The sequence below is a fragment of the Amycolatopsis sp. NPDC114504 genome (assembly GCF_055633595.1).
In genome coordinates this window covers 1,183,488-1,197,499 of sequence record NZ_JBVKDU010000002.1, presented here as the reverse complement: position 1 = coordinate 1,197,499, position 14,012 = coordinate 1,183,488, and the positions used below count along the sequence as shown (strand labels likewise).

The window sequence follows — 14,012 nt, the reverse complement described above, 5'->3', positions numbered from 1 at the left end:
CCAGACCGACCAGCGTTAGCCTTTCCTGTTGGCGCAAACGTGCGCTTTTGCAAGGCGGGGGTCAGGGGTTCGATTCCCCTCAGCTCCACCCCGAAATCCCGGCGTAGCCTGGCCTGGTGGCATGGCCGATGAAACGCGTCGACCTCGGTGAGGTCGACTACCACCAAGCCCTCGCCGACATGCGGACCTGGGTCGAAGAACGGCAGCAGGGCCTCGCCGAGGATCGGCTCTTCCTCCTCAGTCACCCGCCGATCGTCACCTACGGGGCGCGCACCAAGCCCGAAGACCTGCCGGTCGACCTTCCCGCCGTCCAAGTCGATCGCGGTGGGTTCGCCACCTATCACGGGCCTGGGCAGCTCGTCGGCTACCTGGTCGTCGACGTCAAGGCGCGCGGGCCCGTCGACATCGTGCGGTGGCTCGAAACCGGGCTCGTCGACGCGCTGACGAGGCTCGGCTTTCCCGCCGTCAGAAGGGAAACGCCGACGGGGCACTCGAGCCTCGCCGGCGTCTGGGCGCCCGACCACCGCAAGGTCGCCTCGATCGGGATGCGGATCCGCGGCGGCGTCACGAGCCACGGCTTCGCGCTCAACGTCGACCCGGACATGGCCGCCTTCCGCCACTTCACCGTCTGCGGCCTCGCCGACGTCACCATGGTGTCCCTCGCCGAGCTCGCCGCCGAGCAGGGACGAGGGACACCGACCGACGCCGAAGTGCGCGACGCCGTCTTCGAAAGCCTTACTTCAGGAAGCTGATCACCGCGTCGCGGCCCGCGTGCCCGCGCTCGCGGTTCTGGATCGAGTGCGACTCGCCCGGCACGATCACCAGCTTGCCCCTCGGCGCCTGTGCCGCTTCCTCCTTCGCCCACTCCAACGGCGTCGACAGGTCGCGGTCGCCGTTCAGCAGCAGCACCGGGACGTTCGGCAGCCGCGACGCCGGGTTCGAGCCGACGCGCTCCACCGGCCACGGCAGGCAGCCCTGGATGAAGCCTTGCTGCGTAGCCACTTCCGTCGTGTACGGCCAAGTCGCGGAAGCCGGCAGTGCGCGCGCGGTCAACGACAGCAACGGCTGCCGCAAACCGACCGGCGTCGACGACGTTCCCCACGGGAAGCGCTGGTCCGCGCACAGCGTCGCCGCGTGCAGGCCCGAGCTGAACGACGCTGGGGCGTCGCCGCCCGACTTGTACGCCTCCAGCAGCTGGTCGAGCTGCGCCGGCGACCCCGCGCGAGCCGCGTGCAGTGCCCCGATGACGTCGCCCGCGGATGTGTTGCGGTACGTCGGGTCGACGAACTCGTACGTGACGATCAGGTCGAAGATCTTCACGCCGTCGGCCGTGCCGCGCTGGCGCACCACCGCCGCGAGGTCGTCCGCCGGGTCGTAGCCGCAGGCCGGGGCCACCGCGCACGCCGCGCGCAGCACGCGGGCCTCGGCGGTCAGTCCGGTCAGGTAGAGGGATGCCGACGCCGTCGCGTGGTGCGGCAGCACCGAGTCCAGCACGACCTTGCCGACGTTGCCCGGGTGCGCGATCGCGTACCGCGCCGCCGTGAACGAGCCGTACGAAACGCCGTCGACCACCATCTTCGGCACGCCCAGCGCCTGCCGGAGCTGGTCGAAGTCCTCGACGGTCTGGTCGGTCGAGTACAGCGGGGCCGTGTCGCCGAGGATGCGCGCGCACTCGGTGACCGCGTCGCGGGTCGGCGTCGCGATGTCCGAGCTGCCCATCTGCGCCTGCAGTCCCGGGCAGTTCAGCGCGCCGGCGCCGGTTCCGCGCTGGTCGAGCATGACGAACCGGTAGTCCTTGGCCACCTCCGGCAGCCGTTGCGTGGCGATCCGCGTGATGGTGCCGACGCCGCCCTGCCCGGGCCCGCCGGTCAGGAACAGCAGCACGCCCTTCGGCGCGGTCACGTTGTCCGCGGTCGCGACTGGCAGGGCGAGCGTGCCCGGATGGCGGCCGGTGTGGTCGAACGGCACGGTCAGCGTCGAGCAGGTGAAGCCCGGCTGTCCCGGGCACGGATGCGGGTCCGTCAGCTTCGGTCGTCCCCCAGGACGCGCGTCGGCCGCGGCCACACCCCCGAGTGCGGCAGTCAGCGCCAGGACCAGCCCGGCGGTCAGCAGTTTCGAACGCATGATCCATCATCGCCACACTCACCCGGGCGCCGCATACCCCCGAACGGCCATACTTGCCCGCATGACGACAGCGCGGCTGCGAGCCTGGTGGGCCCACCGGCAGGGCCTCGACGGCACCCTCCGCGGCGCGTCGGCGGCCGAAGTCCTCGAACGGACCGGCTGGGCCCGCTCGGTCGGCGGTTCTGCACCCTACCTCGGCCTCTTCGCCCGCGCCGGCCTGCGCCGCGAGGCGGTGGACGCCGACGTCGCCCGGCTCGCCGTCCACGAACTCCCGTCGGCGCGGGGCTGCACGTACGTCCTGCCCGAGGCCGATTTCGCGCTCGGGCTGGCCGCCGGTGCGGGTGCGCCCGAAGGGGAGCTCGCGGCCGCGGAGAAGCACCTCGGCGTGACGCGCATCGAGATCGACAAGCTCTGCGAAGTCGTCCTCGGCGTCCTCGGAACCGAGCCGCTCGACCCGGCGAAGCTCCGGGCCGCGGCGGGCGACGCCGTCCGCAACCTCGGCGACGCCGGCAAGAAGCGTGGCGTCAGCACGACCTTGCCGCTCGCGCTCGGCCTGCTCCAGGCGCGCGGCGACATCCGGCGGGTGCCGGTCAACGGACGGCTCGACCAGCAGCGCTACGGCTACGTCCGGTGGGAGCCCCGCCCCGCACCGTCCGATGTGGACGCCGAGCTGGCCCGGCGGTACTTCGCCTGGGCCGCGCCGGCGTCGCTCAAGCACTTCCGCTGGTTTTCCGGACGGACCGTGGTGGCGACGGCCAACCGTCTTACGCGCTCGTCGCCGGGATCGACGGCATCCACCTGCTGCGCCGCGACCTGCCGCGCCTGCTCGATCCGGCCGACGCGCGACGGCCCGCACCCGGCGGGAAAGCCACGCTCGGCGCCGAAGCGGATCCGCCGTGCCACCTGATCGTCGACCGCGGCCGGATCGCCGGGCTGTGGGAGTTCGACGTCGACGCCGGGAAGATCGTCTACCGCTTCTTCGGCGAAGAGGACGACGCACTGCGCGACGCGGTCGCCGCGACCGAGGAGTTCGTCCGCGACGACCTCGGCGACGCCCGCAGCTTCAGCCTCGACTCGCCGAAGTCCCGGGCGCCGCGCCTGGCCGCGCTCAGGGCTTGACGCAGGAGATCTTCCCCCGCACCGGACCCGTGGGGTTCGCTTCGCCTGCCGTGTTCGGCGCGTTGTCACGGCGGTTGCCGTCGGAGTTCGTGACGCACAGGCGGCCGTCCGGGAGCAGCACCGGGCTGGTCGGGAACTCCAGCGGCCCGGCGTTGCGCAGCTTCGACGTCGCGTCGGCCGGGTTGCGGAAGTACTCGACGACGCGGCCGTCGCGGCGGGCCAGCACGATCGCGTTGCGCTCGTTCGCCGCCGTCCAGACGTTGCCCGCGCGGTCGAGGACGATCCCGTCGGCACCTTCGAGGTACGGGTGCTGCACCTCGAGGTCGTCCAGGCAGAGCGTGTTCGCCGGGAACGCGACGTCGCAGCCGGTCGACGCGCGCGGGCGGCCGGTGCGGTCCATCGGCACGCGCCAGAGCGCGCCGCGTGCCGTGTCCGCCACCAGCAGTGTGCCGTCCGCGGTGAACGCCAGGCCGTTGGCGACGATGTGCTGCGAGCCCGCGGTATCCGCCGCGGTCCGGCCGTTCGGCGTGATGGTGACCGTGCCGGGCGGCAGGCCGCGCACGTCCCGGCCGATCCCGCCGGCGATGACGTCGCTGACCAGCGGCTGCACGCGGAACTGTTCGAGCGCGACGCCGTCCGTGCCCGCTCGCCAGACCCGGCCCTGGCCGGTCCCGCCGTCGGAGATCCAGAGCGCGCCCGACCGGTCGAACGCGAGGCCGTTCGCGCCCGGGACGCCGCTCGTGAACACCGTCGCCGCCGGTGGGTTCGCCGCGTCCGGCACGAACGACACCACGGTCTCGCCGTTCGCGACGTACAGCCGGCCGCGGCGGTCGAACGTGAGCCCGGCGGGGTTGCACGGCGCCGGGATCGTGCCGACGACCGCGGCCGGGCCCCCGGTGGCCGCGACGCGGTAAACCGGGCACGGGTCGGCGCCGCGGGCCGGCGCGTAGAGGTTGCCGCGGCCGTCGGTGGTCAGACCTTCGATCCCTAGTGGGGACGCGAACACCGTCTCGAAGACAGCGGGGTGCCGCGACGGCGAGGTTTCACCGGCCGAAGCGCCGGCCAACAACCCCGCGGACAGCACGGCGGTGACGGCGAGGACGACGGTTCGGCGCATGCGGGCCTCCGTTTTGTCGGATTCCTGCCTACTGCGCCGCGCCGGGTCCGTCAAGGCCAGAGGCGCTCGCGGACCCAGCCGCCGTCGGACTTCCGGTACCGCAGCCGCACGTGCCTGCGGTCGTGGCTCGCCTGCCAGAACTCGACCTCGTCCGGGTCGACGAGGTACCGCGTCCACGTTTCCGGGGCCGTGTCCGGGTTTTCCGAGACCCAGCGCTCCGCTTCCGCGGCCGCCGCGTCGAGGTCTGCCGGGTCGTGCAGCACCTGGGACTGGTGCCCGATGAACGCCTCGACGCGCGAGGCGGGCGGCCGGGCCAGGAAGTCCGCCGCGGACACCTCGGGCGCCGCGGGGGACACCGGGCCGCGCAGCCGGACCTGACGGCCTCGCCCGGGCCAGAAAAACGTCAGCGCCGCACGGGGATCCTTTCGCAGCTGCAGCCCCTTCGGGCTTTCCGAGCTGGTGGCGACCGCCCAGCCGGCCGGGCCGACGTCCTTGAGGATCACCACCCGCGCGTCCGGCGCGCCGTCGGAATCCACTGTGGACAGTGTGACGGCGTGCGGTGCCAGCACGTGCTCACCGGCTTCGGTCAGCCACTCGACGAAGAGCGTCTGCGGGTCGGCAGCCGCTGTTTCCGGCGTGAACACGGGAAGTTCTTCGGGGAACGAGGGCCAGCCGCGCAACCGCACCATGTCAGTAACCGTACGGCGGCTGTCCCGGCGGCGGGTAGACGGGCGGCTGCGGGCCGGCCTGCCCGGCGTACGGCGGGGGCGGCACCGGCGGCGCGGCCATGGGCGGCTGCTGCTGCCAGCCGGGCGGCGGCGGAACCTGCGGCTGCGGCGGCTGTTGCTGTGCCTGCTGCCACTGCACCTGCTGGTAAGCCTCGGCGGGCGGCGGGAAGCAGAACGTCAGCTTGGCCCGGATCGCGCCGTGCATCGCGGCACCCCACATCTTCCCGCCGGTGAACGCGTACGTCTGCCCGGCCGTGAGGTCCACGGCGACCATCCGCGTCTCGCCGCCGAACTGGTTGCTCGTCTTCGCCGACGCGGCCTGCGCGGCGTCCGGGTACACCTGCCGGCCGACGAGCCCGGCGATGACGACCGACGCCGCGGTCCAGCCCATGGTGCCGACCAGGTTCGCGCGCGCGTACTGCGTGGCGCGGCCGGTGAAGTCGTACAGCGCGGCCGCGCTGACCTCGGGCACGGGCGCGGCGATGACGCAGTAGTTCATCATCGAGAGCATCACCGACTCGGCGAACAGGCCGGCCACCGCCGTCGCCGGGCCGATCGGCACGGAGCCGAGGTTGCCGCCGGAGCGCTGGATGCGCTCGGCCACCACGCCGAGGTACTGCTCGGGGGTAAGCAAGCCGGGACCTCCCTCACTGAGAACGCCATCGTCGCACGACCGGCGGTCACGTCGAGTTCAGCCAGCGGTTTTCACACACGCTTCATGGTTGACTGTGCGCGCTATGCGACGACTCGTACTTCTCGCGCCCGCCGTGGTGCTGCTGGCCGGCTGCGGCCCCTCCCTCGTGTCCGGTACCGCGACCCCCAGCCCGCCGTCGGTGTCCACCGGCGCGGCCGCGGGTTCGGAGCTGCCGCCGGATCCCCAGCCGGCCGCGACCGAGGACTGCCCGTACCTCGCCAGTGAGTTCGTGGCCGACTCGAACGGGCAGCACGTCTCGAAGGTGCGGGTGTCGGCGGACAAGCCGCACCCGGCGTGCTTCTTCTACCGCCCGGACGGGAAGATCCAGCTCACCGTCCGGGTGTACGTCGGGGACGCGAAGACGGCGACGGCGCTGGTCAACAAGGTGGCGCCGGTCGATTCGTCCAACCCGGCGAGCGACCCGACCGGCTGGAAGGGCGGGTACGAGTCGACCGACGACGGGGCCGTTTACGCGGTCGCGAAGGGGTCCGCGGCGGTCATCGCGACCACTAACCAAAAGCAGAGCGTTAAAGCACGCACAGTGGTCAAGAAGGCTATCGCTGCCCTGAAGCTCTAGGTAGCGGGCTCCACACGGGTGAGTGATGTTGATCTTGTATTACCCTGTGCGTCACGCGCAGGCTTCGTGGACTCGCGCACCGCAGCCATCGGGGGATCCCCACCCCCGGGGGACGGGCACAAAATCTGCAACGACAAAGGACTAGATCGTGGCTGACACCCTCAAGGAAATCCTGCTCGACTCCGGCCGTCGCCCGGCCGTCGTGACCGACTTCGAGACCCTCGTCGACGCCGAGGTCTCCGACAAGGGCGGCGTCTCGGGTGCCGTCGTCAAGACCGGCTTCGCCGCGGTCAAGAAGATCAAGCCGGGCATCATCCCCTCGGCCGTCGACACGCTGCTGCCGGACTTCGTGGGCGCGCTCGAGCCGTTCTACGGCGACTACCGGGCCCAGGGCGGCAACGACTTCGGTGCCTACCTGACCAGCCGCTCGGACGAGGCTTCCGACGCGCTGCTGAGCGTCACCGACTCGCGCGCGGAGCGCAGCAGCCGTGACAGCATCAAGAAGGTCTACGGCAAGCTGCGCCCGAACGGCAAGAAGAACGTCGAAGAGGCGCTGCCCCGCCTCGGCGCGCTGGTCGACAAGCACGCCGCCAACGCCTGATCCGGCTCAAGGCACGACTGAAGAGGCCCCCGGTGCACGCCGGGGGCCTCTTCGCGTCGCGCTCAGTTCTTCTTCTCGGCGGGCGCCGGGGACGGCGCCTTGCCGTTCGCCTGCGGGCTCGGCTTCGCCGCTTCGGCGGGCTTCGGCGCGGGCGGGGTGGCCTTCGGCGGCGCGGGCGCGACCGGGGGCTCCTGCTTCGAGCGGAGGACGTAGGCGGCACCGGCACCGACCACGACCAGGCCGAGCAGCCACGGCCAGCGGCGACGGCTGCGCGTCCCCTTGGCTGCGGCCTTCGCCTCGACCAAGGCAGCGGCGAAGTCCTTCTTCGCGGACTTGAAGTCCTTCTTGCCGCGGCGCTTCGACTCACCGGCCGCCTTCGCGGCCTTGATGGCGGCCTTCTTCGCCTTGCGACCCGGCTTGCGCAGCTCGGAAAGCCGGGCGAGGGCCTCCTGGCGAGCGGCCTTCGAGCTCTTCTTGAGCTCCTTGCGGGTGAGCTCGGTCTTCTTCGCGAGCTGCTTCTGCGCGCGCCGGCCGTGCTTGACGCCCTCGGAGACGAGTTTGTCGGCGGTCTCGGCGGCCTGGGCTGTCGCCCGGGACATGGACTTCACCTCATCATTCGTTTTGACACTGCTCTGTTACCCGTAACCTATCGTGCCCCTTTTCGCCGCCGCCCGCTGCTGATGGCACGATGAGACTCGTGAAAGCTACGCTGCACACCAACCAGGGTGACATCAACCTGAACCTGCTCCCCGACCACGCGCCGAAGACGGTCGCGAACTTCGTCGGGCTGGCGGAAGGCACCAAGGAGTACACCCAGCCGAACGCGGCGGGCACGAACTCCGGCCCCTTCTACGACGGTTCGATCTTCCACCGGGTCATCGACGGCTTCATGCTGCAGGGCGGCGACCCGACCGGCACCGGCCGCGGCGGCCCCGGCTACAAGTTCGGCGACGAGTTCCACCCGGAGCTGCAGTTCAGCAAGCCGTACCTGCTGGCCATGGCGAACGCCGGGCCCGGCACGAACGGCTCGCAGTTCTTCATCACCGTCGCGCCGACCACCCACCTGAACTTCCGGCACACGATCTTCGGTGAGGTGGCCGACCAGGAGTCGCGCAACGTCGTCGACGCGATCGGCCGCACCTCGACCGGGCCGGCGGACCGTCCGCTGTCCGACGTCGTCATCGAGAAGGTCACGATCGACCACGAGGGCTGAGCCGGTCAGGTTTCGGTAGGTTGGTTCTCATCGTGAGCCAACCGCCGAACCCCGCCGCCGAACCACAAGCCGCCCTCCCCGGGTGCTGGTGGCACCCGAACCGCCCGACCGGGCTGAGCTGCTCCCGGTGCGGGCGTCCGGCCTGCCCGGATTGCCTGCGCGAAGCCCCCGTCGGCTTCCAGTGCACCGACTGCGTGCACAGCGGCAGCCAGCAGCAACGCCGTCAGCACCGCGGCTACCAGGAAGCCGGGTTCGGCCAGCGCACCGTCTTCGGTGCGCGGCTGTCCCAGTCGGTGCTCGTCACCCAGGCCATCCTCGCGGTGAACGTCCTGGTCTTCCTGATCACGGTCGTCCAGTCCGGCAGCCTGAACGACAACGAACTGGCATCGGTCTTCCAGCACGCCAGCCTCTACGGCGACGCGACCCTCGGCCACAGCGAGTGGTGGCGCGTCCTGACCAACGGGTTCCTGCACTACGGACCCATCCACATCGCGGTCAACATGTTCTCGCTGTGGATGATGGGCCGGTCACTGGAGCAGGTCTGCGGCCGCAGCCGCTACCTGGCGCTCTACTTCGTCTCGATGCTCGGCGCCTCGGCGGCCGTGCTGCTGTTCGGCAACCCCGGCGAGTTCCCCGGCACGGCCGGCGCATCCGGGGCGCTGTTCGGCCTGATGGGCGCCTACGCGGTCACCGTGCTGAAGCTGCGCCTGAACCCCACCGGCCTGATCATCACGCTCGCGCTGAACGCGTTCATCACGTTCGGCATCCCGGGCATCTCGATCTACGGGCACATCGGCGGGCTGGTGACCGGGGCCCTGCTCACCGTCGCGCTGCTCTACGCGCCGCAGGTCAACCAGGCGCGCTACCAGGCGATCGGCATCGGGATCATCGCCGTCGCGCTCATCGGCCTGATGATCTACAAGGGCTCGCAGTTCCCGCCGGAGACCTGCCAGTTCGTCCAGTACCGCCAGGGCCTGTACTACACCTGCGGCGGCTAGCTCCGCGCCCGGAGCGTGCTGAGCACGTCCATGACGTCGCGAGGGTCTTCGCCGAGGTCGAGCCACCCGAAGACGTAGAGCTGGTCGTCGTGCTCGATCTCGAGCGTGACGCCGTCGCGGCCCAGCCGGCGGGTGGTGCGCAGCCGCGTGCGGGTCTGGGCCCACGGCAGCCGGTGCGTGCCGCCGAGGGTCCGGGCGACCAGTCCCTCGGTGTCGGCGGCCAGCCGGGGCCGGACGAGCGTCGAATGGGCGGCGAACGCGCCGGCGGCCACCGTGGCGACGGCGAACAGCACCAGGCCGCCGCGGTCGCCGGTCAGCGCGTCGGCCACCACGCCGACGAGCAGCAGCGCGGTGACCGCCCATGCCGATACCACAAGGGCCTGCCGCGGCGCCCACGAGGTGGGGTAGTTATCCACAGGGGTTATCCACACTGGGGATGAGTCACACCGGTGTAATTCGGCGTCAAGCCGCCATTCGGAGTAATAATCAGCGCCAGCGCATAGTCATGAGGAGACCCGCGATCATCAGCGCGAACCCGCCGGCGAAGTTCCAGTTGCCCAGGTCGGCCATCCAGGAGATCTTGTCCCCGGCGATGTAGTTCACCAGCAGCCAGATCAGGCCCACGAGCATCAGCCCGAACATCGGGATCTTCCAGGCGAGACCGGTGGGACCGGCTGCCCGCACCTTCACCGGCGTGCGCCGGTCGGCAGGCGGGGTGTAAGCCGTCTTCTTGCGGACCTTGGACTTGGGCATCTGTTCCTCGCGGTGCTGTTCGGGCTGGTCGGTGGCGATGACCCGCTCGGGGTGCGCAACCAGCGCCACGTGCACACGTTAACGTAAACGACCGCAGGAAAGCAGCGGCCGGGAGTGGTCGGATTTCCCGTACCGTGACGTCGGGGTCACCAAGTGTCGGACGCGGCTTGAGAGGAGCTTGCGTGACTACGCGCGAAGAACCGGATGACGACCGGCGCAGACACCCCGGGCAACGTCCGGTACCCCAGCGCCGTCCCGCCACGCCCCCGCGCGGCCAGGTGCCGCCCCGCCAGCCCCAGGGACAGCCGCCCCGGCGCCCTCAGCAGGGACCGCCGCCGGCCCGCCGCCGCTACACCAGCCCCACTCCGCCGCCGGGTTCGGCCGAGGAGACGGTCGTGTTCGCGCCGGTCGGCAAGGGGGGCACCGCGACCGCGGAAAAGCCGCCGCCCGCGCCGCTGGGCAAGGGTGGCGTCGCCATCCGGACGGCCGGCGAAATCCTCATCACGCTGGGCCTGGTCGTGCTGTTGTTCATGGTCTACGAGCTGTACGTGACCGACCTGTTCTCGGCGGGCAAGCAGTCCGAGGCGAGCGACCAGCTCGACGGCGACTGGGCGCACGACCGCACGCTGCACCCCGAGCTGATCGACGGCAAGGCGTTCGCCCGGATCCACATCCCGGAGTTCGGCGTCGACTACAACTTCACGATCCAGGAGGGCACCGACGACGCCTCCCTGGAGGTCGGGCCCGGCCACTACAAGGGCACGTCGCTGCCCGGCGAGCCCGGCAACTTCGCCGTCGCCGGCCACCGCGTCGGCAAGGGCGCCCCGTTCAACGACCTGGACAACCTCTCCTCTTGTGACCAGATCGTGATCGAGACTTCGACCGACTTCTACATCTACAAGGTCCTGCCCTACGACGACGAGATCGAGAACTGGGCCGGCGGCAAGGGAGCCGACCCGAAGTGCAAGGGCGTCTCGACCCTCCGCGACCCGAACGCCGAAGACGGCGGTGCCTACGACGAGACGTTCGGCCGCAAGGTCGTGCTGCCCAGCCAAGGCACCGCGGTGAACCCGGTCCCGTACAAGGGCGCCGACACGCTGCCGAAGGCCCAGCAGGCCGCGCTGCTCACGCTCACCACGTGCCACCCGCAGTTCTCCGCCCAGCAGCGGCTCATCATCACGTCGGTGCTGACCCAGCAGGTGCCGAAGAACCAGGTCAAGGACTACGGCGACCTGCTCTCGAAGATCGGGGAGGCCTGATGTACGGGTGGCTCTGGCGGAAGTTCCCTGGCCCGTTCGCGGTCAAGCTGACGATCGCGGTGGTCCTGGCCCTCGGCGTCGTGGCGCTGCTGATGTTCGTGGTGTTCCCGTGGCTGGAGCCGCGCCTGTGGTTCAACGAGGTCGCGGTCAACTGAGCCGGAACCCGCCGGGCGCGCGGTCCGTTTCCCCTCTCGGGAGAGGGGCCGCCGTGAAGACACGTCAGAAGGACCGCGACAACTCGCCGCCGGAAGACTCGTGGAACGAGATCCGGCCGCACCTGTGGATGGGCGGGCACGTCCGGGCGGGCGAGGAGCCGGTCGTCGTCGGGCGCGAATTCGACCTCGTGCTCAGCCTCTACCAGCGTGACGGGCACGGCCCGCCGCCCGGCGTCGAGCACCACTTCGCCGAGATGCCGGACGGGCCGTTGAGCGAGGCGCAGATCGCCGATGTCGAGCGGTTCGCGGTGCTCGCCACCGAAGCGGTCCGCGCGGGGCGGTCGACGCTCGTGCGCTGCCACGCGGGGCTCAACCGGTCGGGCCTGGTCGTCGCGCAGGCGCTCGTCGGGCTGGGGCTCGGCCTGCCGGAGGCGATCGCGCTGATCCGGCGGCGGCGGTCGCCGTGGGCGCTCCACAACGAGCTGTTCGTGCAGTACCTCGAGAGCGGGCTGCCGACCGCGCGCCTGCTGGTCGGGCTCGGGTACTGAGGGCCTCCGGCGCACCGGGGGTGCGCCGGAGGGCCGGCTAGCAGTCCCGCAGCTCCGGGCTCTGGTTGAGCAGCTGGCCGCGCGGCGAGACGAACGCGCGGTACCGGTCGCCGTCGAGCTCGGAGTTCTTGAACACGGCGACCCGGTGGCAGTTCTGGAAGGCCAGCTTGACGCCGAAGTGGCGCTCGAGGCCGCCGCGGATCGCGTCCGAGGCCAGTGCCCGCAGCAGCTGGCCGCGGGCGGCTTCGCTCGGTGGCGGCGTCTCGTTGTCGGCGAAACCGTCGGCCGCGCCGTCGGCGTCGGCGATGACGCCCGTGATGACCTCCCAGGCGTAGGGCAGGGATTCCTTGACGCAGGTGACGAACTCGGCGTCGGTGACCTCCCCGCGCTCGGCCTTCTCCAGTAGCGCGGGTGACACGTCCAGGGACATCGAACCTCCAGTTTGAGCAGGGCCACTCTCCTGGCTACCGGCCGCGTCGCTCCGCCACAAGAGAAAACGATGATCATCACCATTATGGCGGAAGGGCCGGTCACTCCCAGCGGAACAGGCGAGCGGCCAGCGCCGTGCCGACCACCGCGAAAGCACCCAGCACGACCAGCTGCAGCGGCTGCACGCCGGTGCCGACCCAGGTGTCCTGCAGCGGCTGCGTCCCCGGCGGGACGTAGTCGCCGATCCGTCGCAGGACCGCCGGCAGCAGCGGCCGCGGCAGGTACACGCCACCGAAGAACATCGTCGGCAGGAACGCGACCATCGCGAACGCGCCGGCGGACTTGGCCGTCCGGGCGACCGCCGCCGCCAGCAGGCCGAACGAGAACATCGAGACCGTGCCGAGCAACAGCGTCAGCAGGAACAGCAGCGGGTGCTTCGGCATCGGGACGTCGTAGGCCGCGTTGGCCACGCCCAGCGTCAGGCCGATGCCCGCCAGCGCGACCACGACGTGGATCAGCAGCTGCGCGCCCAGCAGGTTCGCCGGGTGCACCGGCGTCGTGGACAGCCGCCGCAGCACGCCTTGCTCGCGGTAGGTCGCGACGGCGCCCGGGATCGACTGCAGCGCCAGCATCGCGAGGCTGATGACGATCACCGACGGCACCCAGGCGTCGATGAACCGGGCGCCGCCGGCGGCCGGGCTGGGTTCCGTCATGCCCGGGATGGCGCCGACCGCGAGCAGTACCGCGGCCGGCAGCAGGATGCCCGCGATGGCCATGAACGGCGTGCGGAGGAAGAGTTTCGCCTCGGTGGCGGTGATCTTGGCGAAGGTGTTCACAGGGTGCTCCTCGTGAGCGAGACGAACGCGTCGTCCAAAGTGGAGGCTCCGGCCGCGGCGCGGAGCTCGGTCGGGGTGCCAGTGGCGACCACGCGTCCGGCGTCGAAGATCGCGACGCGGTCGCAGAGCCGCTCGGCCTCGTCCATGAAGTGGGTGACCAGCAGGACGGTGACGCCGGTGGCACGCACGCCTTCGACCAGCCGCCACGTCTCGCGGCGGGCGTGCGGGTCGAGCCCGGTGGTCAGCTCGTCGAGGATGGCCAGTTCGGGGTTGCCCACCAGTGCCAAGGCGATCGACACGCGTTGCTTCTGGCCGCCGGACAGCTTCCCGAAGTAGCTGCGCGAGTGGTCGCGCAGGTCGAGCCGGTCGAGCAGGACGTCGACGTCGGCCGGGTCCGGGTAGAAGGACGCGAACAGCTCCAGCGCCTCCCGCACCCGCAGCTTCGCCGGCAGCCGGCTCTCCTGCAGCTGGACGCCGACGCGGCGGGTCAGCGCGGCGCGGTCGGTCGCCGGGTCGAGGCCGAGGACGGAGATCCGGCCGCCGTCGGCCTGGCGGAGACCCTGCAGGCATTCGACCGTGGTGGTCTTCCCGGCGCCGTTCGTGCCGAGGATGCCGAAGATTTCGCCGCGCTCGACGGTGAAGGAAACGCCGTCGACCGCGACCCGGGAGCCGTAGCTCTTGCGGAGGTCGGTGACTTCGATGAGTGGCATGGGGACCAAGTTACGAAGGTTCGGCGCCGCGCAGAATGACGCTGAATCCCCAGCTCAAGTAGGGTTTTGCTGAAGCGGGGGTGGGGCTGGGCCCACCCTGGTCGTGGGGCTTCGGGCAGTGCGCGCGCACGGGTCGTCCGGCGAAGATCCC

The 14,012-nt window shown here is 71.0% G+C and carries 19 protein-coding genes; 9 read left to right on the top strand and 10 right to left on the bottom strand.

Features of this window, described 5'->3' with window-relative positions; translation table 11 throughout:
* Window positions 1–116 precede the first annotated feature (116 nt).
* A complete protein-coding gene (gene lipB / locus ACZ7PG_RS17635) occupies window positions 117–752 on the top strand; it encodes a lipoyl(octanoyl) transferase LipB (protein WP_470240092.1) in 636 nt (211 codons plus the stop codon).
* On the opposite strand, the gene ACZ7PG_RS17630 is transcribed toward lipB, so the two are convergent.
* Complete coding sequence (locus ACZ7PG_RS17630) at window positions 736–2,124, bottom strand: alpha/beta fold hydrolase (RefSeq protein WP_470240091.1); 1,389 nt, start codon at window positions 2,122–2,124, stop codon at window positions 736–738. The genes lipB and ACZ7PG_RS17630 overlap by 17 nt on opposite strands.
* 61 nt (window positions 2,125–2,185) lie before the next feature.
* On the opposite strand from ACZ7PG_RS17630, the gene ACZ7PG_RS17625 reads away from it, so the two are divergent.
* On the top strand, window positions 2,186–3,031 hold the full coding sequence (locus ACZ7PG_RS17625; RefSeq protein ID WP_470240090.1) for a DNA glycosylase AlkZ-like family protein: 846 nt from the start codon (window positions 2,186–2,188) through the stop codon (window positions 3,029–3,031).
* A gap of 201 nt (window positions 3,032–3,232) precedes the next feature.
* Here ACZ7PG_RS17625 and ACZ7PG_RS17620 read toward each other — a convergent pair whose 3' ends face one another.
* The 3 genes from ACZ7PG_RS17620 to ACZ7PG_RS17610 are packed head-to-tail and all read right to left on the bottom strand — an operon-like array spanning window position 3,233 to window position 5,722.
* Window positions 3,233–4,360: an SMP-30/gluconolactonase/LRE family protein gene (locus ACZ7PG_RS17620; RefSeq protein WP_470240089.1), complete on the bottom strand. Its 1,128-nt coding sequence runs from the start codon at window positions 4,358–4,360 to the stop codon at window positions 3,233–3,235.
* 50 nt (window positions 4,361–4,410) lie between these two features.
* Window positions 4,411–5,049 carry a pyridoxine/pyridoxamine 5'-phosphate oxidase gene (locus ACZ7PG_RS17615; RefSeq protein WP_470240088.1) on the bottom strand — a complete coding sequence of 213 codons (639 nt, stop codon included), beginning with the start codon at window positions 5,047–5,049 and terminating at the stop codon, window positions 4,411–4,413.
* A gap of 1 nt (window position 5,050) precedes the next feature.
* Window positions 5,051–5,722, bottom strand: coding sequence for a hypothetical protein (locus ACZ7PG_RS17610; RefSeq protein WP_470240087.1), 672 nt, complete (start codon window positions 5,720–5,722; stop codon window positions 5,051–5,053).
* Between the two features lie 103 nt (window positions 5,723–5,825).
* On the opposite strand from ACZ7PG_RS17610, the gene ACZ7PG_RS17605 reads away from it, so the two are divergent.
* Together ACZ7PG_RS17605 and ACZ7PG_RS17600 are read left to right on the top strand one after the other, a co-directional pair.
* A complete protein-coding gene (locus tag ACZ7PG_RS17605) occupies window positions 5,826–6,359 on the top strand; it encodes a DUF2020 domain-containing protein (RefSeq protein ID WP_470240086.1) in 534 nt (177 codons plus the stop codon).
* A gap of 148 nt (window positions 6,360–6,507) precedes the next feature.
* Window positions 6,508–6,960: a DUF6918 family protein gene (locus ACZ7PG_RS17600; protein ID WP_470240085.1), complete on the top strand. Its 453-nt coding sequence runs from the start codon at window positions 6,508–6,510 to the stop codon at window positions 6,958–6,960.
* Window positions 6,961–7,022: 62 nt separating this feature from the next.
* Here the strand turns inward: ACZ7PG_RS17600 and ACZ7PG_RS17595 are convergent, their stop codons facing one another.
* Entirely contained in the window at window positions 7,023–7,559 is a 537-nt protein-coding gene (locus ACZ7PG_RS17595; RefSeq protein WP_470240084.1) for a hypothetical protein, read from the bottom strand.
* An 89-nt stretch (window positions 7,560–7,648) separates the two neighbouring features.
* Between ACZ7PG_RS17595 and ACZ7PG_RS17590 the strand changes: the two genes are divergently transcribed.
* Together ACZ7PG_RS17590 and ACZ7PG_RS17585 are read left to right on the top strand one after the other, a co-directional pair.
* Complete coding sequence (locus tag ACZ7PG_RS17590; RefSeq protein ID WP_470240083.1) at window positions 7,649–8,173, top strand: peptidylprolyl isomerase; 525 nt, start codon at window positions 7,649–7,651, stop codon at window positions 8,171–8,173.
* Between the two features lie 32 nt (window positions 8,174–8,205).
* A complete protein-coding gene (locus tag ACZ7PG_RS17585) occupies window positions 8,206–9,171 on the top strand; it encodes a rhomboid family intramembrane serine protease (RefSeq protein WP_470240082.1) in 966 nt (321 codons plus the stop codon).
* Here the strand turns inward: ACZ7PG_RS17585 and ACZ7PG_RS17580 are convergent.
* Together ACZ7PG_RS17580 and crgA are read right to left on the bottom strand one after the other, a co-directional pair.
* On the bottom strand, window positions 9,168–9,545 hold the full coding sequence (locus ACZ7PG_RS17580) for a PH domain-containing protein (protein ID WP_470240784.1): 378 nt from the start codon (window positions 9,543–9,545) through the stop codon (window positions 9,168–9,170). The two genes, ACZ7PG_RS17585 and ACZ7PG_RS17580, sit on opposite strands and share 4 nt — an antisense overlap.
* A gap of 112 nt (window positions 9,546–9,657) precedes the next feature.
* The gene (gene crgA / locus ACZ7PG_RS17575; protein ID WP_155548322.1) at window positions 9,658–9,924 is read right to left on the bottom strand and encodes a cell division protein CrgA; all 267 of its coding nucleotides are present in this window, start codon (window positions 9,922–9,924) and stop codon (window positions 9,658–9,660) included.
* A 182-nt stretch (window positions 9,925–10,106) separates the two neighbouring features.
* Here crgA and ACZ7PG_RS17570 point away from each other — a divergent pair, with 182 nt between their 5' ends.
* From ACZ7PG_RS17570 to ACZ7PG_RS17560, 3 genes are read left to right on the top strand one after another with little or no spacing between them, the layout of a single operon-like run.
* A complete protein-coding gene (locus tag ACZ7PG_RS17570; protein ID WP_470240081.1) occupies window positions 10,107–11,183 on the top strand; it encodes a class E sortase in 1,077 nt (358 codons plus the stop codon).
* Window positions 11,183–11,338, top strand: a complete 156-nt coding sequence (locus ACZ7PG_RS17565; protein WP_284743404.1) for a hypothetical protein — start codon at window positions 11,183–11,185, stop codon at window positions 11,336–11,338. The genes ACZ7PG_RS17570 and ACZ7PG_RS17565 overlap by 1 nt, the downstream gene beginning before the upstream one ends.
* A 53-nt stretch (window positions 11,339–11,391) precedes the next feature.
* Complete coding sequence (locus ACZ7PG_RS17560; protein ID WP_470240080.1) at window positions 11,392–11,886, top strand: protein-tyrosine phosphatase family protein; 495 nt, start codon at window positions 11,392–11,394, stop codon at window positions 11,884–11,886.
* Window positions 11,887–11,923: 37 nt separating this feature from the next.
* Here the strand turns inward: ACZ7PG_RS17560 and ACZ7PG_RS17555 are convergent, their stop codons facing one another.
* The 3 genes from ACZ7PG_RS17555 to ACZ7PG_RS17545 all read right to left on the bottom strand — a co-directional run bounded on the left by ACZ7PG_RS17555 (window position 11,924) and on the right by ACZ7PG_RS17545 (window position 13,861).
* The gene (locus tag ACZ7PG_RS17555; RefSeq protein ID WP_470240079.1) at window positions 11,924–12,316 is read right to left on the bottom strand and encodes an SCO5389 family protein; all 393 of its coding nucleotides are present in this window, start codon (window positions 12,314–12,316) and stop codon (window positions 11,924–11,926) included.
* A gap of 100 nt (window positions 12,317–12,416) precedes the next feature.
* On the bottom strand, window positions 12,417–13,151 hold the full coding sequence (locus ACZ7PG_RS17550; RefSeq protein WP_470240078.1) for an ABC transporter permease: 735 nt from the start codon (window positions 13,149–13,151) through the stop codon (window positions 12,417–12,419).
* Window positions 13,148–13,861, bottom strand: a complete 714-nt coding sequence (locus ACZ7PG_RS17545) for an ABC transporter ATP-binding protein (RefSeq protein ID WP_470240077.1) — start codon at window positions 13,859–13,861, stop codon at window positions 13,148–13,150. The genes ACZ7PG_RS17550 and ACZ7PG_RS17545 overlap by 4 nt, the downstream gene beginning before the upstream one ends.
* Window positions 13,862–14,012 lie beyond the last annotated feature (151 nt).